We start from the raw sequence: 20,509 nt of genomic DNA on the forward strand, positions 1-20,509 counted from the left end.
CAAGCGCTTTTTGTTGATTACTTACTTCATTCTTTAACTGCGCAATGGTTTGCTCGCTTACAGTGACTTGTGCTTCCAAGTCGCCTTTTTCACCCTGAATTTGGGCAAGCACTTTTTGTTGATTACTTACTTCATTCTTTAACTGCGCAATTTCTTGATCTTTTACAGTGACTTGTGCTTTCAAGTCGCCTACTTCACCTTGTAACTGCGCAATGGTTTGCTCTTTTCCACTAACTTGTGCTTCCAAGTCGCCTTTTTCACTCTGGATTTGAACAAGCGCTTTTTGTTGATTACTTACTTCATTCTTTAACTGCGCAATGGTTTGCTCTTTTCCACTAACTTGTGTTTCCAGAGCATCTTTTTCATCCTGAATTTGAGCAAGCGCTTTTTGTTGATTACTTACTTCACTTTGTAACTGTGCAATTTCTTGATCTTTTACAGTGACTTGTGCTTTCAAGTCGCCTACTTCATCTTGTAACTGCGCGATGGTTTGCTCTTTTTTAATGTCGGTGACTATACTTTCTTTTAATTCCTTTTCTCTTAAAAGAGCCAATTCCTGCTGCATACTCTCTAGTTGGCGGAGGAGTTCGTCTTCTTTATTCGTGCGTGAAGCAAGCTGCTCATCCTTCGCCTCTAATAAGCGGGTATAGTAGTCTTGATCGTCAAGTATTTTTTGCCTTAGATCTTCATGCTCTGAATCTCTAGATTGTGTTAATTGAGACTTTCGAGCCTCATATTCTCCTATTTTCTTATCTAGTGCATCTGCTTTTTCCTTGAACTGTTCAGAGAATCGAGCTATCTCAATCGTATGCTCTTTTTTAATGTCATCGATTATATTTTCATACTGCTCGCTCGCTTCCTTACTTTTTTTTAAGTTCTTGTTTAACTGCTCGCTCTTTTGAATAAGGTCTTCTATTTCTTTATTCTTTTCATACAATAAATTCTGATATTTTTTATGAGTTATATCCCATTGTTTATTCCTTTCTTTTGAATCTTTATATTTCTTCTTAAGACTTTCTATATTGCTCTTGGCGTTTTTAACTTCATCTATTAAACCCTCTCTTTCTTCTTTTGCCTTGCTGAGCTTTTCCTTCAACTCAGATATTGTATGTTGAAACGTCTTATTATCTGATTCAAAACGCGATTGAAACGTCGTCATCGCGTTTGTCATTATCTCCAATTTAGACTCGTGCTCTCTCTTTTCAGATAGAAGCTCCGATATCTTCTCCCTTAGGCTACCTATTTCTTCTTGGCTCTCCTTCTCTTGTTCTTCCAATTGAGATTTAAGAGCGCTATTATCCTGCTTTAAAGAATAAATTTCTTTTTGATAGACTTGAAGTTGAGCAGACAACTGCTGTTGTTTCTTAAATTCACTCAGTACTTTTTCTTGAGATGAGCTCAAAGGCGCCAATTGGTCATCAATATAATCACTTTGTGGATGAGTACGAATATACTGCGCAAAATAGCTTTGGGCCATTGAGCGGTCAGCCTCAGAATACATAATTTTAAATGAAGATTTCCACTCCGCTACCGCTTCTTTTGACACCTTTTCAAATTCAGTTAACATTTTATCTATCAGCAACTTATCTTCAGGATAGATAAAAACCCATTGAAGTGGTTGAAAAACTTCTTGATCGCTTTCTGAGAGCTGAGACACATCTATCATAGTCATCACTTACTAATAGCCATTTAATATTATTATATACTTAATTTATTAATGTAAAATTACATAACAGATAATAACTTTTTCAAACAAGCCAATAGATTATAGAGAAACACCCAAAGTTTTATCGAGGAGTAATATGTTCATTAGGTAATTTTTTTAATTATAATGCGTACCGAATAGATAAATTTCCACTACAAATCGGCAAGTTATCCACTCTTTCTTCCAATATGTTTTGATAGGCCTTACTAGGCAACGTATATGGACTCATCCGTTTTCAAAAAACACTCAGCCCGCAATCAGCACATGAAATTGCGCCACAGGTATCGTCAATTTAACTTCTGGAAAAGCAAAAAAAGATTTATAGTAGAAATTTAGGTGCAAAGAAACTTTACTGCAGCCAGTAGCCAAATTTCTTTAGCCCTCTGAAATTGAATTCGTTGCTGAGACGCGGGGTTGGTATGTAGTACAAAAGTTAAGAGAAGCTTGATTTTAGTGACCCAACAATTGGCAATCAATTCTTTTTATTAACTCTTTGATAATAATCTCTTAATTTAGACCTAAATTAGATGTGGGGATGAATGAAGAGCAGTGCCCCATTTATAGAGGTTATGCTGATAAAAATTTAAGTATTATGAGAAAAATAATCTTAAACCTGTTACATGAGGAGAAATCAATTTCTGGTGGAGTTGCTCTCAAACGTATTAAATCTGCTCTTTCAATTTGAGAAGAGTGATTAGATTTTAAACTTTGATGAAATCGCCTGGGGCCAAAATAGTGTATATTTTCATTTAAGCTTCCCTTAATCTTTTATCCTTATAATGGCCACGCAAAGTATATTGATAAACAGGGGAATATTTATGGCTAAAACAGATCATACAAATGAACTAACCAAATTTTATGGTCGTTTTTTTTGGGGTTGTGGTAAAGTTGCAATCGCTCCATATAAAACCGTTTTAACAGGAGGTCGAGACTTTAAAAATTGTACAGCCGAGGACCTTTTTGCAGGTGCCGTTGCATGCGTAGTTTTAAGTACAGTGGTGCCGATTTTACCTGCATTAACCTCAATAACCTGGGCAGTTGCTTTCGTTGCTGCGAGCCTTGCATTGGCGTCCATGTTTATAACCTATCCTACCGCTATTCTTCTGGATGCTTTCGAACCGCGATTTAATTATGCTTAAATTTAAAATTCAGCTTTTGATGAATACTATTTAGTATCTTAGTATTAAAGAAGGAGAATAGGCATCGTTCTTTAACGAACGTTGCCTAATTAGCTTTAAGAAGTGATTAGATGCTTTAATTCTCTACACAGCACCCAAACGAGAAATCGTATGTTTGGGTAATAAAAGCCAGTACTTCCCAGGGTTTTTCATGTGGCCTGCAATCATCGTTGCTCGCTCACCACCGCCCCAAAACACATCACCACGAATCTTGCCACGAATTGCACCGCCAGTATCCTGAGCGATCATTAAACGCTGCATGGATTTATTCTTATCAGGATTCGTACTGTCTGGACGTGAAGTATTTAACCATAATGGAATTCCCATAGGAATCCATTGCTTATCAATGGCCAAAGAATATCCTGGAGTTAAAGACACACCTTGAGATCCCAAAGCCACTCCTTCATCCATTTTACGAAAAAACACAAATGATTGGTTTTGGTTAATAACTTTATCCATTTGCTCTGGATGTCCGGTCAAATAGCGCTTGATTGCTTGCATGGAGGCATTGTCTTTGGTCATTACGCCCTGCTTGATTAAGACTCCTGCAATAGCAGTATACGGTAAACCATTTTGCGAATCATAACCTATATAGAGGTTCTTTTTATTTTCAAGTTCAATCATTCCTGACCCTTGAATTTCTAAAAACAGGCGATCCACAGGATTGTTAATCCATACTAAAACTCGCGCCTTACCTTTAAGAGCACCATGATTAATTTGTGCACGAGAATAATAAGGAACCAGTTTATGTTTTACTAAATGGCCAACAATGCTGCGATTTTTCAAGTCATTAAAGAACATGCCTAAATCAGAAACAATCAAATCGTTTGGAGTTTCATATAAAGGAACACTAAATTCTTTAGTCTTTTTATAACTTCCCTTTATGGATGGCACATAATAGCCGGTGAAAAGACCAGGACCAGTATTCTTATCAAAAAACTCTACTGGATGAAACCATTCCTGAAAAAATGCTTTAGCCGTATTCTCCGTCACTGAATTCATCGTCAGCGCCACACTGCATGCAGGTTGCCAATCTTTTACCTGTAGATTAATGTCATTTGTTCCCACCATTTGCTCGGGATTTTGATTCATAAAAGCCCGACAGGAGATCTGAAAGGCTGCAAATGATTTTGTAAGATTAACAGACTGCCATCCTGGAAGTTGGCTAAAAGTTACTGGACGAAACATCGCTGTTGGCTTTTTAGGCTCAACAGGTTGCTTAGATGGCCAAAACCACCAGGAAAATACACCTAGTGCACTAATGGCTAAAGATAATGAGATATATTTAATTTTCGCTTTCATATGGTGCAATTTTTACACGTTATGGATTATTTTGCAACAAAAATAACTTATTTTAAGCCACACTACTGGACTACTCTATTTACTGAACTAAAAATATATCATGGTAATCTCTTGATTTCATTAACTTTAATATTAGTTTTTTCAGTTTAATGCTTAAAGTGATTTTTTTATCTATTTTTGTTAGGTAATCTCTTCAATGCAGCATGAAAAAACCATAATTACTCAAAATTCTTTTGGTTTTTTGGCTATAGCAGCCAAATAACGCCAACTACTTATCCCAAAATGAATGACATGTTCTTGAGCCTGACATTTTAAAACAGCACCCGCAGCAATAAATCGCAACTGTAATAGGGATTGAGGCTCACCTGATTTAATATGAATTACTGAAATACGACGATGATAAGTACTGTATTTACGTCCATGCTTGTAAGCAATAAAACAAGGAAAATTGCCAAGATCCTCAATAAAATAGTGGTATTCATTCGTCCCCGTCGTGAATATGCATCCTTGGTGCTGCAATAAATATTCAATGGCAAGATTTGCTGAATCTTGATGCGCCATGCAGGTTAGGTTTGATTGAAAACTTTTTACTAATTGTATCGCGACATCTTCTAATTGATAAAAATTGCGATGTAATTCTTCTGCTTTATTTTCTGCTTTGTAATACACTAAAATCTGCTGCATGGAGCTTAAAACCAAAATACTAATGACTGCAATGACAATCAGAGTAATTAAAAAGATAAAGCCAGACTCTTTCATAGCCCACGTACCGCAACCCAGAATTCATAAGATTTGTTTTTGGTTAAACCCATAATGATCTTAAGCAAGGGCTTCCCCTTAGGATGATTATTTTCGACCGCCAATGAATGAACCAGGGAGGTTACCTCTTCAGTCTGTACTAAATGATAATACAAGCGATTATTTTTAATAAACCAACGCTCATCAATAAATTCACCGACATAGATGGGTAGCGAATAATCAAATAACAAAGGTTTATCTAACCGAATAAGTGAATGCTCGCTATTGGCAATTTGCTGTACCTCTGCATGCATGCAATCTGCAATTAATAGTGGACGATGTTTAGAGAAAGTTATGGAATCAGCCAGCAGAAGCTCACTACGGCTCGTAAGAGCCTTCACTTTTGCAAAATGCTCACTCATACGCTGAACTTGTACTGATTGCTGTGGTTGTGTGCTAATTTTAAGTCCCTGAATTAATCCACCCTGCGTTCTACGATCAAGTACTTGCAATTCATCAATACCGAAACAAGGAGTAAATCCGGCGCGACGAATACTGTCACTAAACAATTCACTAACCCAATGCAAATCAAAATTAGTAGTCAAAATCTTTTGCACTTCGACGTATTGACGCTTTGAACTTAAATAAAATTGCATGAGCAAGGTAATAATTAAGGTGGACAAAAAAAGACTGATTAGTACTTCAGAAAGGCTCACCCCCACCTGCTTATTCATGACCAGCCTTAGCCTCATCAAGTTTCGCTATCAATTGCAAGCTCTGTGTGCGTAGGGTTAATTGGGTAAGCACTTGTTTACTATGCCACTGCTGCTGTATTAACGATAAAGCAATTGCAGTAACCAGCAATAAAGAAACAAGTACTTCAATAAGGGAAAATCCCTTTTGCTGTTTCATATTCCATTTTCCTGAGGTTGATTCGCACAGGAAGGGTAACGTTATCGTTTTAAAAAAGCAAGGGACTATATAGATAACTCAGGGTAACTTATAACTTTCTCACACTTGACAGCAAATTTCTTTAGCGTAGAAATGTATACACAAAGAATCATTGAATCAAAATAAGGACTTTATTATGGCAGTTAACTTTCAAGAATTTCCTCATCCAGGAATCCGTTTGCTGGTTCCTTACAAGCCAGGAAAGTCCATTGAAGAATTGGCCAAAGAAAAAGGAATTACAAATATTATCAAATTGGCAAGCAATGAAAATTCATTGGGATGTAGTCCTAAAGCGCTATCAGCAATACATACTCTCTCACCAACTGTCATTGCCACCTACCCTTCGCCTGCCAACCATCCCTTAATTCCTAAACTTGCACAAAAGCATCAATTGGATGTGAGGCAGATTTTTGTTAGCAATGGTTCAGATTATATTTATACACTACTGCTTAATTCTTTTGCCCTGCATCAAAAAAAGCATATACTGACTCATGAATACGCTTTTAGTACCTATGCAATTCAAGCAAATACCTTAAATATTCCAGTGCAATTTGCCGCAATTAATAAAGACTGGACTTTAAACGTGGATCATTTACTTGCAGCCTGTAATGCACAAACAGCAATTATTTTCCTGGCAAACCCGAATAATCCTACTGGTTGCTTTACCCATCCCAAAGAAATAAAACGTTTATTAGAACATATTCCTGAAAGCACTTTATTAGTGATTGATGAAGCATATTATGAATTTGCGGCTTCGCAATATCATATCCCCAGCATTAATTGGCTGGCAGAACATCGTAATTTGTTAATCACACGTACCTTTTCTAAAATCTATGGTCTGGCTGGTTTGCGCTTAGGTTATGCTTTGGCACATCCGACAATTATTGATATTTTACAACGCATCCAATTACCCTTCACGGTTAATCAAGTCGCACTGGTTGCTGCCCATGCTGCTTTAGATGATGAAGATTTTATTCATTTAAGTCTGCAAACAAATACTAAAGGGATGCAACAAATGAAAGCAGGATTAGAGCAATTAGGTATCGAATATCTCCCTTCAGCATGTAACTTTCTGACGTGTGATTGTAAGCAAGACAGTTTAGCTCTCTATAATTATCTTTTAGACCAAGGTATTATAGTCAGGCCATTACACCCTTATAAAATGAATAATTACATTCGAGTCACCATTGGCACTAAAGAACAGAATCAACGATTTTTAACTGCTTTGGCCAGTTATTATGAATCTCGAACTCTCCATTTAAAATAAGAATAAAGGAACTAAAAATGACTAGTGATTTAAGCAGTAAACATTGTGAATCATGTGAAGGAATTGGCGCTGCTTTAAATGCAGAGCAGGTGAAAAACCTCATGCCGCAAGTAAATAAGCAATGGAAAATCAGTGCGGATAATCGCATGATCAAACGTGAATTATCTTTTAAGAACTTTTATGAAACCATGGCTTTTGTAAATGCTCTAGCCTGGATTGCTAATATTGAAAACCATCATCCTGATTTGGAGGTAGGTTATAATTATTGCCATGTTACCTTCATGACTCATGCATTGAATGGTTTAACACACAACGATTTTATTTGTGCTGCCAAATTAGATAAGTTGTTAGTTGGTTAGGTGATAACAGAGAAGATGTTGGGCCCTGCCCAACATAATGAAGTTTAGGTTTCGATTATTCCTTACTATGCATAATAATCATAAAGCCCAGCTGATTTATAACCACATAAATCACCAACAGCAGTAATTGCACTTGTAACAGGCCGAGTAATCAAGGACAAAATGCTTATTATCGGATTAAGAAATAGAGCCACTACAGCTGAAACAGCTGTTGTAAAATGTTTGGCTGCATCATCAAACTCTCTCTCTGGATCTGCATTAGAATATCCATCATAGTCTGGATCATTCTTGTAAGCCCATAAATGAAGCCCATTAAGTGAAGAAACTAAACCGTTTACTAAAGATACTGCTGTGTCATAGGCAAAAATAGGCATATTGACAATATCTATAAAGGGACGGGAAATAAACTCTAAAAAGTCACAATTATCTTTATAATATCTACGTTGTATTGGTGTAAATAATAAATTAAGGTTTATTTTAGTCGAACCAAAAAAAGAGTATTTGTGTGTTAATAAGGGAGCTAATATAGCGGACATAATCACCACCTTCATTTTAAAAAGTAGACCTATTATAGCAATATAATAAGACAAAATAAATACATAATGGTCAATTTATCAGTATTTCATGACTACCCGCTCATCTCCTAATAAATTGGTTAACATCGTCAATAGCTCATCACTTGGTGTGACAAACCATTGGGCCGCCAAGCTTAATTGTGCTTTGGCATATTCATTTGTATAGGCAAATTGCACTGCACAACGCCCGGAATGACTTTTGAATAAAGCTTGCAACGAGACTAAAATTCCTTGATTCTCTGGCTTTAAACGTAACTCCAAACAACGAGCAAAACGAGTGCGTGCAGAAGCCACATCAAAAAGCTGAGTTGCAGTTAATTTCACCCCACCACTAAAATCATCATGCGCTACTTCACCTTCGACTACTAACATATCTGCATTAGCCAAGGGTGCGGTAAACGCATCAAAAACTTCACCAAACACCACAACATCCATACGTGAAGTCGAATCATCCATACCAATAATCACTAATTTCTTGCCTCGTTTGGTTAAAATTTTACGAATACCTGAAACTTGTGCGCAAATCACTACTTTTTTATGTATTGAAGGATTCAATTGGCTAATAGGTACAATAAAATCACTAAACTCGCGTCGATATTGATCTGCAGGATGACCTGTTAAATAAAATCCTAAAACTTCACGCTCACCTTCTAATCGTTGTGCTTCAGACCAAGGTTTACTTGCTACATATTCTTGAGTACTGGCATCATCTTCTAATAAGGAGAATAAATCAAATTGGCCACTGGATTGATTTTGATGCTCTTTTTCTGCGACTTTTAATGCTTTTTCCAGTGAAGCAATCAACACAGCGCGCTCAACCTTCCAATCATCAAAGGCTCCACTTTTAATCAAAGCCTCTAACACACGACGATTGACTTTTCGCAAATCTAACCTTTGGCAAAAGCCATATAAATCGGAATAACTACCATGTGCGGTGCGTTCATCAGTAATACACTCAATCGCATTCTCCCCTACTCCTTTAAGTGCACCCAACCCATAAATAATGGTATTATTATTGCTCACAGTAAAAGGATACATTGAATGATTAATTGACGGCGGCATCACCGTTAATTTCATGTGGGCACATTCATCAATAAAGGTAACTACCTTATCGGTATTATCCATATCCGAAGACATTACCGCGGCCATAAAAGCAGCAGGATAATGTGCTTTTAACCATGCTGTTTGATAAGCAACCAAAGCATAAGCAGCAGAATGTGATTTGTTAAATCCATACCCTGCAAATTTTTCCATCAAGTCGAAAATATAAGTAGCAACATCTTTATCAACTCCACGTGCTGTTGCTCCCTCGGTAAAAATTTCTCGCTGCTTGGCCATTTCTTCAGGTTTTTTCTTACCCATTGCACGACGTAATAAGTCTGCACCGCCTAAGGTGTAATTTGCGAGTACCTGCGCAATCTGCATTACTTGCTCTTGGTATAAGATAACCCCATAAGTGGGTTTTAAAATAGGCTCTAAATCAGGATGCGGGTAATCCACCGCAGCACGCCCATGTTTACGATCAATAAAGTCATCCACCATACCTGATTGCAAAGGCCCTGGTCTAAATAAAGCCACTAACGCAATGATGTCTTCAAAACAATCTGGCTGTAAGCGACTAATAAGCTCTTTCATTCCGCGGGACTCCAGCTGAAAAACCGCTGTAGTTTTACAGGCTTTTAATAACTCAAAAGTTGCTTCATCATCAGTAGGAATTTGACTTATATCAACTAAAGGTAATCCCGCTTCTTTTTTCTGTTGGTTAACAGTTGCTAAAGCCCAGTCAATAATCGTCAGCGTTCTCAAACCTAAAAAGTCAAACTTCACCAAACCCACAGCTTCAACGTCATCTTTATCAAACTGACTCACAATTTGTGTGGAACCTTCCTCACAATAGATGGCAGTAAAATCGGTCAATAAGGAAGGAGCAATAACCACTCCTCCCGCATGTTTTCCTGCATTACGGGTTATTCCTTCAAGTTTTAATGCCAAATCAATGAGTTCTTTAACTTCTTCTTCCTCATTATAGCGGCGCGCAAGCTCAGGCTCTTGCTCCATTGCTTTGCTTAAGGTAATTCCTATTTCAAAGGGAATCAACTTTGCTAATTTATCGACAAAACCATAAGGATGTCCTAACACCCGTCCTACATCGCGCACCACTGCTTTTGCCGCCATGGTACCAAAGGTAATAATCTGGGACACACTCTGGCGCCCATATTTTTCAGCGACATAATCAATGACTCGATCGCGACCCTCCATACAAAAATCGATATCAAAGTCAGGCATGGACACGCGTTCAGGGTTTAAAAAACGCTCAAAAAGTAATTCATATTCTAAAGGATCCAAATCAGTAATCTTTAAAGCATAAGCTACCAAAGAACCAGCTCCAGAACCACGACCAGGTCCTACAGGAACACCATTTTGTTTCGCCCATTGAATAAAGTCAGCAACGATTAAGAAATAACCGGCAAAGCCCATGTTATTAATTACCTCCAACTCTACTTTTAAACGTGAGTCATAGGCCACACGGAGGCTGAGTAATTCTTCTGATGTTTTCTCTTTAAATAACTGCTGCAAACGCTCTTCAAGACCGACTTCAGATAAATAGGATAAATAGTTCTCAACTGTTGAATCTTCAGGAATAGGGAAATTAGGCAAGTAATTGTTACCTAAATTGAGTTTTACTGTACATCGCTTGCTAATTTCCACTGTATTTTCAATGGCCGAGGGCAAATCAGCAAATAATTGTTCCATTTCATCAGCAGAGCGTAAATACTGTTGGCTACTGTATTGTTGCTTGCGGCGTGGATCAGCCAGCGTATAACCCTCATGAATACAGACACGTGCTTCATGTGCTTCAAAATCCTCTTTATCAAGAAAACGCACATCATTGGTTGCCACTAAAGGTAATTGCAACTCCTCTGCCAAAACAATCAATTGCTTATTATATTGGATTTCATCTGGGCGATCGGTGCGTTGAATCTCTAAATAAAAACGATTAGGAAATAAATTTTGCCAATGTGCAGCGCATTTTTTGGCTAATGCCATATCATTAGCTACAAGTGCTTGGCCTATATCACCAAATTTGCCACCAGATAACACGATTAAGCCTTCAGCATGTTCTTCAATCCATTGATAATGCACTCGAGGCTGGCCCTGATATTGACCCTCTTGATAAGCTTTTGATACCAGGCGGGTTAGATTGTTATACCCTTTGGCATTCATACACAATAACACTAAAGAAGACACACGCTCTGGCTGTTGTGGATCGTGGCAAAGTAAATCACTGCCAATAATAGGCTTAACTCCAACATCTATGGCTGATTCAAAAATTTTTACCGCAGCAAATAAATTGCAATAGTCAGTAACGGCAACAGCACACATACCACGCGAGCGCAATGCCTTCATCAGAGGTTTTACACGAACTAAACCATCAACTAAAGAAAATTCAGTATGAACTCTTAAATGAACAAATCGTTGTTGCATAGAAGAAAAACTCATTAAGCACAATAGGTGAACTTTACCCTAGATCTCCAAGTTGATCTACTTTGTTACCTATTTAAATATTCACCATCAACCTTGAAGTTCCATTTTAATGACGTGGATCAAAGGCATCTCGTACTGCATCAGCAAACAAATTAATGGCTAATACCAATAAAAACATAAACACAAATGCCGCCAGAATCGGCCACCATATTACAGGATCACGTGCTAACTCCAAACGGGCACTGTTAATCATATTTCCCCAACTAATCGTCATCGGTGACACACCAACTCCTACATACGATAATAAAGCTTCTGCCATGACTAAAAAGCTAAAATCCAGAACTAAAGTAATCACCACAATATGCATCACATTAGGTAGAAAGTGTTTACGCAAAATTCTAAACCAGCCAGAACCCAAAGCACGTGCTGCCAAAACATAATCCACTTCACGTAATTTCAAAGTTTCAGCACGCAACAGGCGGCATAAACTCGTCCAGCTGGTTACCCCTAAAATCATACATAAGGCTAATAACCGTGCATCCGCACTTTGTGTTAGAGTAGGGAATTGTTGTGGATGATTGCTTATATAAGTTTGTAATGACAAAACTGAAGCGGTAATCAAAAGTACGCCTGGTATAGAGCTTAAAGTGGTATAAACATATTGGATCACATCATCAACCACCCCACCAAAATAACCCGCCGCAATACCAAAAAATAAGGCTAAAGGCAGCATAAATAAGGTGGTGAACAATCCTATAATTAAACCAGTGCGAATACTTTTGATCGCAAAATAAAAAATATCCTGGCCAATTTGCCCTGTTCCAAGTACGTGAAAGACACGCGAAAGCTCGTAACTAAAAACTGTAAAATAAGTGAGTAAACCCACAGTAATTAACACACTGAGATTAGTCAGACTTAATGCAAAAATGGCTTGTTCTTTGGTAAAGTAACGAAAAAAACTCAAGACGAACCATAAGAATAAAAGCATCCAGAAACTGATTTTCAAAGCCTTCCAAAACGCCGCATGAATTACTTCCTGCCGTTGTGCTTTATTTCTTACCTTTTGCGCTGGATAAACCAAGCGTGGATAAATTTGCCTTACCATGCCCTTCACTAAAACCGTGTCACTAACAAATTGCCGTAAAGCCAAAGGTGCTGAATAGGTTTTTTCCGTCACATTGCCGATAGGGTCTAAGAGATTATCTAATAAAGATATAGCGTTCTCTGATGCATGATTTGCCGAGATATAATGAATAGAATCCAAAATGCCAATACTGATAAAAAACACCAGAATAATTCCTGCGCTAACCGCAATTGGTCGGTGCAAAATCAGTGAAAATGAATGACGCAGCGGCTGTTTGCGTAAGCTCAATAAAACAATAATGAATCCAAGAAACAGCATCGTAAGAAAACATTTATCAGTCCATAACAGTTCTAAGTTCATGTCTTATTCCTAATTATTGAGATTCCCTAAGACAACCTCACTCGTGGATCCACCAACATATAAGAAAAATCCGTCAAGACCAGGCCAATAATGTATAAAATAGATCCCAAAAAAACCATTGCGCGCACAATAGCAAAATCCTGCTGGGCAATTGCGTCAATAATATAACTTCCCAAACCAGGTACGCCAAAAAATGATTCGAGAATAAGGCTTCCCATAAATAGTGAAGGGAGCAATACTACAATCCCCGTCAAAATAGGCAACATGGCATTTTTTAATACATGCTTAAACATGATTCTCTGTTCAGAAAGCCCTTTGGCACGGGCAGTTTTCACATAATCTTTGCTCATTTCTTCCAGGAATAAAGTTCTATACCAACGCCCTCCTGCCCCTAAACTGCCCAAAACAGCAACAATTACAGGAAGAAGAATAAATTTTAATGCTTCAATACCACCGTCGTAGCCGGAAATTGGTACCAACCGTAATATCTTACCAAATAGATATTGGCCACCGATGATGTAAAAAAGGCTGGAAATTGACATCAGAATAATACAGATCACTACTCCTGTTAAATCCAAATAAGTGCCGCGGAAAAATGCCATAATCATGGCTATCACAATATTACTTAACACATCGAGAAATAATACAGGCAAAGCAATTGCCAAACTTGGCCACATTCTAAAGGTGATGTCTTGGCTAATATCACGCCCAGCATCGGACATACCAAAATCAAGAGTAAAAAGCTTCATTGATTTTTGGAAAAATAAAGTTGCAGTGATTTTTTGTATTCCTGTTTTTTGCTCGTTAAAAAACAAAGGCAAATCATAACCATGAACAACCTTCCAATCGTCAATCATTTGTTGTTGCACATGTTTTTGTCCAAGATGCATACGCGCAATATCATCTGGAGTATTCACCATAAAAAATAAAACGAAGGTCAATAAATTAATGCCAAAAAGAATAGGGATAGCATATAGACACCGACGGATTAAATACTTAATCATGGTATTAAGCTCCTTGGGGCAGCTTGTTTTTCCTTATGCCAGTAAGCGATCATCAAAGGCAAAACCAAGGCTGCGATCAGTAACAATAATAAACCTAAAGGCCAAAAGATTGGTTGATTCCACTCAAGGCGTAATTGGTTTCGCGCAGCAACATCTATAGACACATATTTTAATGTTCCTAAAGAAATAGTGTTCGGCTTGGTATGCGACACCCAATCATGCGCTAAAATAAAATTTTCTGTATGCATACCCCAAACCCAAGGCGCATCGCGCCAAACAATGGCGAGCATGGCATCGATCATTTGTTGGCGTAATTCATCATTTTTCCGATTTTTCATAAGATGAAATAAACGATCGAATTCTGGATTTTGGTAGTTACTGGCATTTTCACCACCATATTTTACCTTGCCATTAGCCCCATAAAGTTGAAAGAGAAAATTTTCAGGATCAGGATAATCTGCAATCCACCCCCAAGTAAAAATTTGCGTATCTCCTGCACGCATTTTCTCCTGAAAACGGTTGTACAAAGTGGCTTTCACATTTAAATCAATACCTATTTTAGCAAACTGTTTACGCATCCAATCAAACAAAGCTTTATCTTCCGGGCCACCCGTGGTAATGGCATCATAATTTAGAATTAAGGCTTTTCCCGTGACCGGATCCACTCCCCCTGGATATCCTGCTTCAGTCATTAATTTTTGTGCCTCTGTAATAGGACGACGAACAGCATTATTATCTTTCCATTCATACACATAGGGGTTAATCCCAGAGGCCCCTTCTTTGTAACCAAAAATACCTGGAGGCAATGGACTTTGTGCTACTAATCCACGACCATTATAAAAAATAGCAATATATTCCTCATAATTAACGGCAATTGAAACAGCTCGCCTTAATTTACGTGCACGTTCTGAGATGCCTCCCACCACATTATCAAGCATATTAAATCCCATGTAATAAACGCTGGGTTCCATAGTCCGTGTTAAATAGATTTTTTTCTTTTTCATTTCGGCGCTGACAATAGCCTCTCCCCGACGATTTATATGAATAGCCTGGTCAAAACTGTCATTGCCAATCGTTGAACTATCATAATAACCTTGCAAAAATTTATTCCACCGAGGGATGGATTCTTTTTCCAAAGTAAACACTGCTTTATCAATAAGTGGCAAGCGTTTACCGGCATTGGTTAAATATCCATTTTGCTTATCGTCAGGAGAACCATCTCTTGGAAAATATTGCTCATGAAAGCTGGGATTTTTTTTCAGTATCATGTGACGATTAGGATTATTTTTAGTCAACATGAAAGGACCTGTACCAATTGGATACCAACTCAACGTGAGATTTTTATCACTCATTCCCGGTTGTGAATAGAATAAATCAGCTTCCCAAGGAACTGGAGAAAAAAATGGCATCGCAAGCCAAAATACAAATTGCGTATAATGGCCCTTCAAAATAATTTCAAAGGTATAATCATCGATTTTTTTTACCCCTTGCAATGGATAATTGCGCAAGTCTACATAGTACACTCCTGAAGGAAGCGTCTTGCCAAACTCCTTAAACCCCACAATATAACCACTTAAAAGACCATAAATCGATGAGTTAATCCTAGGATTAGCTAAACGTTTTATTTGATAAATATAATCGTCAATAACTAGTTCGCGCGTTCCAGTAAATTTAAAATCAGATAATTGATTGATGTCATGCTCATCTAAGTAATCTTCAGATAAATGATGATATAAATATTGGCCAGCCTGATTTTTAGCCAAAGCAGGATGTGGTTGATAAAAAATCCCTTTTTTGATTTGAAGAGTATACACCGTATATACAGGTTCAGATTCTGCTTGTTCTGCAACAGGATTTCCCTGTGCATCCAGATATTTGACTTGCGGCAATTTCGTTGCCGTTAATGGTTTTAATTGATAAGGACGCAAGAAATAATCATACTCTAATAAAGGTTCATAAATTTGTGAGATGAACAAATATTCATTCAAAGAATAAGACAAGGCCGGATCTAAAGTCTTAGGTTGCTCCGTGAATGATGAATAAAAAATATTTTTTTTAGAATCACTTTGAGAATAAGGATTATTTAAAACCAAATTGCTTGCATAAGATAAACCAAGACTGTTTATAAGAAAAACAATCAATAGCATCCTGCACATGTTCTTCTCCCTAGAGAAAATCCTCACCCTATTTGATGAAGAGCCTATACCATTAACTCAATAGCTCAAGAAATTGCTGTTCATCCAAAACCATAACTCCTAGCTCATTCGCCTTATCCAGTTTGGAGCCCGCTTCAACACCTGCAATTACATAATTTGTCTTAGCGGATACGCTACCACTAACTTTCGCTCCCAATGCTAATAATTTAGCCTTAGCTTCTTCGCGTCCCATGCTGCTTAAAGTGCCTGTTAAGACCACAGTTTTACCAAAAAAGGAATTATCTTTATTCACTAATTTCTTTTCCAGTTTGGGCCAATGAATACCTAAAGCCAATAAGCGGTTAATTACTTGCAAATTATGTTCCTGGGCAAAGAAGTGCACCACATAAGATGCCCCTACTGGCCCAATATCATTAAGGCCTATTAATTCTTCTTCGCTTGCCTTTAAAATAGAGGAGATGTCACCATAATATTCTGCAAGCACCCGGGCACTTGACTCACCAATTTCTCGAATCCCTAACGCATAGAGAAAACGCTGAAAAGTTGTTTTTTTACTTGCTTCCAAAGCATGTAATAAATTGTGTGCTGATTTTTCACCCATACGAGGAAGGCTTGCCAAAGTAGCAGCCTCGACTTCATAAAGGTCAGGTAAATGGTGAACAAACCCCTCATCAACTAATTGCTCAATTAACACTGAACCCAGCCCGTCAATATGCATGGCTTTACGTGATGCAAAATGCCACATCATGCGTTTCAATTGTGCCTTACAAAATAAGCCTCCTACACAGCGCGCAACCGCCTCACCTTCCTCACGTACAACATCAGAACCACAGACAGGACAATGCCTTGGCATATGAATCATTTGCGTATTCGCGGGACGTTTTTCCAAAACTACAGACACAACTTCAGGAATCACATCTCCTGCGCGACGAATTATCACAGTGTCCCCAATACGGATGTCCTTACGAGCAATTTCATCCATATTGTGTAAGGTCGCCTTACTGACTCGAACTCCAGCAACAGTCACAGGCTCCAAACGAGCCACTGGAGTTAAGGCTCCTGTGCGTCCTACCTGAAAGTCTACTGCCAATAACACGGTCATTTCCTCTGAAGCAGGGAATTTATGCGCACAAGCAAAACGTGGTGCACGGGAAATAAATCCTAATTGTTGTTGCAAGGGAATGCTGTTAATTTTGTATACAACTCCATCAATTTCAAAAGGAAGCTCATCACGTCGTAACAATATGTCATGGTAATAAGCCAAACATCCTTTCATTCCCACTTCTTTTTTAGTTTCTGTGGACACGCGAAAGCCAAAATCTCTTAATAATTGTAATTGTGCTAAATGACTGTCGGGTAATTGATAGCCTTCGCAAGCACCAATGCCATAATAATAAATCGCCAAAGGCCTACTCGCGGTAACAGCAGGATTTAATTGACGTAAACTCCCGGCAGCAGCATTACGTGGGTTAGCAAAAATTTTTTCACTCTGCATTTGCGCTTTTTTATTGTATTCAATAAAACCAGCTTTTGGCATATACACTTCGCCACGTACTTCGATTAAGCGTGGTGGTTTCTCCGTTCTTAAAATCAGAGGTACAGAAGTAATGGTTTTAATATTCGCAGTAATATTTTCTCCTGTTGTGCCATCGCCACGAGTAGCTGCAGAAACTAACACTCCGTTTTCATAGGTTAAGTTTACTGCTAAACCATCTAATTTAAGCTCGCAAGCAAACACAAGTTGTTGATTAGGTTCATCCAATTTCTCAGTCACACGCTTAATAAAAGCGTGTAACTCTTCTTCAGTAAAAACGTTAGAAAGTGACAGCATTGGTTGCTTATGAGTAACTGGCATAAATGCGTTTATAGGCGTGCCGCCAACACGTTGCGTTGGTGAGTCTGGAGTTAATAATTCAGGATATTTAATCTCTAAATCTTGCAAAGAACGAAAGCAGCGATCGTATTCTGCATCGGGGACAAGAGGCTCATCAAGAGCATAATAATGATAATCATATTGACGTATCTTTTTTTTCAGCTCGTTAATTTGTCCTCTAATTTCATCAATAGTCATAAACCATCCATTACAATAACATCCCTTCAAATCTGTCACTAAAGCAGTTTTTATGAGATAAATTACATTTAAGAGATAAGTTTATCATTAAAAATTATGCTATAGGTACATGTCAATCCAAGATGGAGCAGTCATTATGCTCTACAGAGTATTTTATTTAACAAACTATAAAATTTAGCTTTGACAATTCTCAACATTTAGCCGACGATATGCTTTTTAGTTATTTAATCAACCAATTAAACTCAGCCAACCCATGGATTCATGAATGCAATTTTTATCATCGATTAGCCTTCTTGAGGGTATTGCTTATGCTATTGCCTTCCAGTTTTTAATAGTTATTTGGCTCTTGGTTAGACAAGGCAAACAAAAAAAACTAAATCAACAACTTCACGAAGTACAACGTGAAACATTTATTGGACAATTACATCAAGTCCATCTTGATATCAACGATAAAATTAGCCAAGGGCAATTACTTACTCAGCAATTAATTCATGATACCGTACACAAACAAATGACCGATGTACGAGAACAAATCAGCCATAGTTTCAAACAACATGCCAACGCCTTAACCTCACAATTACAATTACTTACTGAGGAAGTACGTACTCATCTGCATAACCTTACTCAGCAGGTAAATCATAAATTAACTGAAGGTTTTGAAAAAACCTCATTAACGTTCATTGACGTAGTGAAACGGTTAACCATTATCGATGAGGCACAAAAGAAAATTACTGAACTGTCCAGTCACGTGGTGAGCTTACAAGATGTCTTGGTTGATAAAAAAGCTCGCGGAGCATTCGGTGAGGTACAACTTTCTACTTTAATTGGCAATATGATTCCCGCGACGCATTATCAAATGCAATATACATTAAGCAATCAAAAACGCGCTGATTGCATTTTGTTTTTACCTGAACCTACAGGCAATGTGGTTATTGATGCGAAATTCCCCTTAGAGACTTATCAACGACTCATCAGCATTGACAATAATTCCGTTGAGAAAAAATCATTGCAGCAACAATTTCGTCAAGATATTCAAAAGCATATTAAAGACATTGCAGAAAAATACATTATTGCCAATGAAACAACAGATGGTGCCATGATGTTTATTCCTGCTGAATCTATTTTTGCAGAAATTCATGCTAATTATCCTGATTTAATTGCTTTATCGCAGCGATTAAAGGTATGGCTAGTTTCACCAAGTACCTTAATGGCTGTGTTAACTACAGCCAGAGCGGTACTTAAAGATGATGCAACACGCAAGCAAATACATATTATCCAAAAACATTTGCATGCTTTAGCAGAAGACTTCCACCGCTTTGAAAAACGTATGGATAAATTATCGAAACACATTAATTTGGCACATCAAGACGTTAATGACGTCAATACTTCTGCCAAAAAAATCACCTCTCGCTTCCAAAAAATTGAATCGGTGGAAATTGAGCTGGAAGAATTGGAACTGCTTACTAGTGAAGAGCTCGTTGACGAATCCTAGTAACATGTAAATAAGATGATTTATTCAGATTGAATTTAAGTGAAACAAAACATTTGCTACAATCCCTTGAATAGTACTTCTATGGAGTGAAATATTATGCGTTTTTTATTAGATTATCTAAGATTTATAAGAATAGCCATGACGGTATCATGCTTTGTAGCAGTTGGCGTCCTCTTATGGCCAGGAGCCTTGGCTGCAGCCACTAACTTTTCCTTATTCGGCTATTCAATTGCTAGTGTTTTCGGCACAGGTCTTGTGCAACAAACAGCAGGAGTCGCCATATCAACATTTGCAGGGTTGCATTTATTAGGAATTTCCATCGATTTAGCAGGATTATGTTATGATTTATTGAAATATTGCTGCTGTGTCCCAAAACAAATTAAAGAGCCCACGCAACCTCTCAAAGCCCATGAATATCAGCTTAAATCTAAAGGCGATTCAAACACTATGATGAACACCATGATGCCGCCAGGAGTTCCCACAAGAGCAAAACCAAATATAGAACAACCTACAGTGCCATCATCAAATCTTTATCCCGATCTTAATTCTGACCCTACTCCTAATTTTGATCCAGGGTATCCGCAATTATACTCTTAATATCACAAGAACCATGCATCCAAAAGAGACCGGAAGATGAGCTTATTAGTATAAAATATAACCAATTAACTTATAAGCTGTAACTCCCCAGGTATTTAATTGAGCTCACCGGGCTTCCCTTCTCCACCACGCGCAGCGTGGGGGAGAGGGAGCAAGGGTGAGGGGGATTAAATAGTGTCGCGAA

The 20,509-nt window shown here is 37.9% G+C and carries 16 protein-coding genes; 5 read left to right on the top strand and 11 right to left on the bottom strand.

Annotated elements, in window-relative coordinates; genetic code table 11:
• Nucleotides 1-1,666, bottom strand: a 1,666-nt coding sequence (locus QM652_RS10530) for a hypothetical protein (protein WP_415075553.1), incomplete at its 3' end; no start/stop codon positions are given.
• An 857-nt stretch (nucleotides 1,667-2,523) separates the two neighbouring features.
• On the opposite strand from QM652_RS10530, the gene QM652_RS10535 reads away from it, so the two are divergent.
• A complete protein-coding gene (locus QM652_RS10535) occupies nucleotides 2,524-2,844 on the top strand; it encodes a hypothetical protein (RefSeq protein ID WP_415075554.1) in 321 nt (106 codons plus the stop codon).
• Between the two features lie 123 nt (nucleotides 2,845-2,967).
• Here QM652_RS10535 and QM652_RS10540 read toward each other — a convergent pair whose 3' ends face one another.
• The 4 genes from QM652_RS10540 to QM652_RS10555 all read right to left on the bottom strand — a co-directional run bounded on the left by QM652_RS10540 (nucleotide 2,968) and on the right by QM652_RS10555 (nucleotide 5,835).
• Nucleotides 2,968-4,185: a murein transglycosylase A gene (locus tag QM652_RS10540; protein WP_415075555.1), complete on the bottom strand. Its 1,218-nt coding sequence runs from the start codon at nucleotides 4,183-4,185 to the stop codon at nucleotides 2,968-2,970.
• Between the two features lie 222 nt (nucleotides 4,186-4,407).
• Nucleotides 4,408-4,944 (bottom strand): type II secretion system protein, encoded by a 537-nt coding sequence (locus tag QM652_RS10545; RefSeq protein ID WP_415075556.1) that lies wholly within the window; start codon nucleotides 4,942-4,944, stop codon nucleotides 4,408-4,410.
• The gene (locus tag QM652_RS10550; RefSeq protein ID WP_415075557.1) at nucleotides 4,941-5,657 is read right to left on the bottom strand and encodes a PilW family protein; all 717 of its coding nucleotides are present in this window, start codon (nucleotides 5,655-5,657) and stop codon (nucleotides 4,941-4,943) included. The genes QM652_RS10545 and QM652_RS10550 overlap by 4 nt, the downstream gene beginning before the upstream one ends.
• On the bottom strand, nucleotides 5,650-5,835 hold the full coding sequence (locus tag QM652_RS10555) for a type IV pilus modification PilV family protein (protein WP_415075558.1): 186 nt from the start codon (nucleotides 5,833-5,835) through the stop codon (nucleotides 5,650-5,652). Before QM652_RS10555 ends, QM652_RS10550 begins: the two co-directional genes overlap by 8 nt.
• Nucleotides 5,836-6,010: 175 nt before the next feature.
• On the opposite strand from QM652_RS10555, the gene hisC reads away from it, so the two are divergent.
• Both hisC and QM652_RS10565 read left to right on the top strand, forming a co-directional pair.
• Nucleotides 6,011-7,141 carry a histidinol-phosphate transaminase gene (gene hisC, locus QM652_RS10560; protein ID WP_415075559.1) on the top strand — a complete coding sequence of 377 codons (1,131 nt, stop codon included), beginning with the start codon at nucleotides 6,011-6,013 and terminating at the stop codon, nucleotides 7,139-7,141.
• 17 nt (nucleotides 7,142-7,158) lie between these two features.
• Nucleotides 7,159-7,500, top strand: a complete 342-nt coding sequence (locus QM652_RS10565; protein WP_415075560.1) for a 4a-hydroxytetrahydrobiopterin dehydratase — start codon at nucleotides 7,159-7,161, stop codon at nucleotides 7,498-7,500.
• A gap of 65 nt (nucleotides 7,501-7,565) precedes the next feature.
• Here QM652_RS10565 and QM652_RS10570 read toward each other — a convergent pair whose 3' ends face one another.
• From QM652_RS10570 to ligA, 6 genes are all read right to left on the bottom strand, one after another.
• A complete protein-coding gene (locus QM652_RS10570; RefSeq protein WP_415075561.1) occupies nucleotides 7,566-8,036 on the bottom strand; it encodes a hypothetical protein in 471 nt (156 codons plus the stop codon).
• Nucleotides 8,037-8,114: 78 nt separating this feature from the next.
• Nucleotides 8,115-11,561, bottom strand: a complete 3,447-nt coding sequence (dnaE, locus tag QM652_RS10575; RefSeq protein WP_415075573.1) for a DNA polymerase III subunit alpha — start codon at nucleotides 11,559-11,561, stop codon at nucleotides 8,115-8,117.
• A 106-nt stretch (nucleotides 11,562-11,667) separates the two neighbouring features.
• A complete protein-coding gene (locus QM652_RS10580; RefSeq protein ID WP_415075562.1) occupies nucleotides 11,668-13,005 on the bottom strand; it encodes an ABC transporter permease in 1,338 nt (445 codons plus the stop codon).
• A gap of 26 nt (nucleotides 13,006-13,031) precedes the next feature.
• Nucleotides 13,032-14,009, bottom strand: coding sequence for an ABC transporter permease (locus tag QM652_RS10585; RefSeq protein WP_415075563.1), 978 nt, complete (start codon nucleotides 14,007-14,009; stop codon nucleotides 13,032-13,034).
• Nucleotides 14,006-16,165 carry an ABC transporter substrate-binding protein gene (locus tag QM652_RS10590; protein WP_415075565.1) on the bottom strand — a complete coding sequence of 720 codons (2,160 nt, stop codon included), beginning with the start codon at nucleotides 16,163-16,165 and terminating at the stop codon, nucleotides 14,006-14,008. The genes QM652_RS10585 and QM652_RS10590 overlap by 4 nt, the downstream gene beginning before the upstream one ends.
• Nucleotides 16,166-16,217: 52 nt before the next feature.
• On the bottom strand, nucleotides 16,218-18,236 hold the full coding sequence (gene ligA / locus QM652_RS10595; RefSeq protein WP_415075567.1) for an NAD-dependent DNA ligase LigA: 2,019 nt from the start codon (nucleotides 18,234-18,236) through the stop codon (nucleotides 16,218-16,220).
• A 265-nt stretch (nucleotides 18,237-18,501) separates the two neighbouring features.
• Here ligA and QM652_RS10600 point away from each other — a divergent pair, with 265 nt between their 5' ends.
• Nucleotides 18,502-19,728 carry a DNA recombination protein RmuC gene (locus tag QM652_RS10600; RefSeq protein ID WP_415075569.1) on the top strand — a complete coding sequence of 409 codons (1,227 nt, stop codon included), beginning with the start codon at nucleotides 18,502-18,504 and terminating at the stop codon, nucleotides 19,726-19,728.
• A gap of 96 nt (nucleotides 19,729-19,824) precedes the next feature.
• Nucleotides 19,825-20,325, top strand: a complete 501-nt coding sequence (locus QM652_RS10605; RefSeq protein WP_415075571.1) for a hypothetical protein — start codon at nucleotides 19,825-19,827, stop codon at nucleotides 20,323-20,325.
• Nucleotides 20,326-20,509: the final 184 nt, after the last annotated feature.

The sequence above is a fragment of the Legionella sp. genome (assembly GCF_047605385.1).
Classification (GTDB): Bacteria; Pseudomonadota; Gammaproteobacteria; order Legionellales; family Legionellaceae; genus Legionella.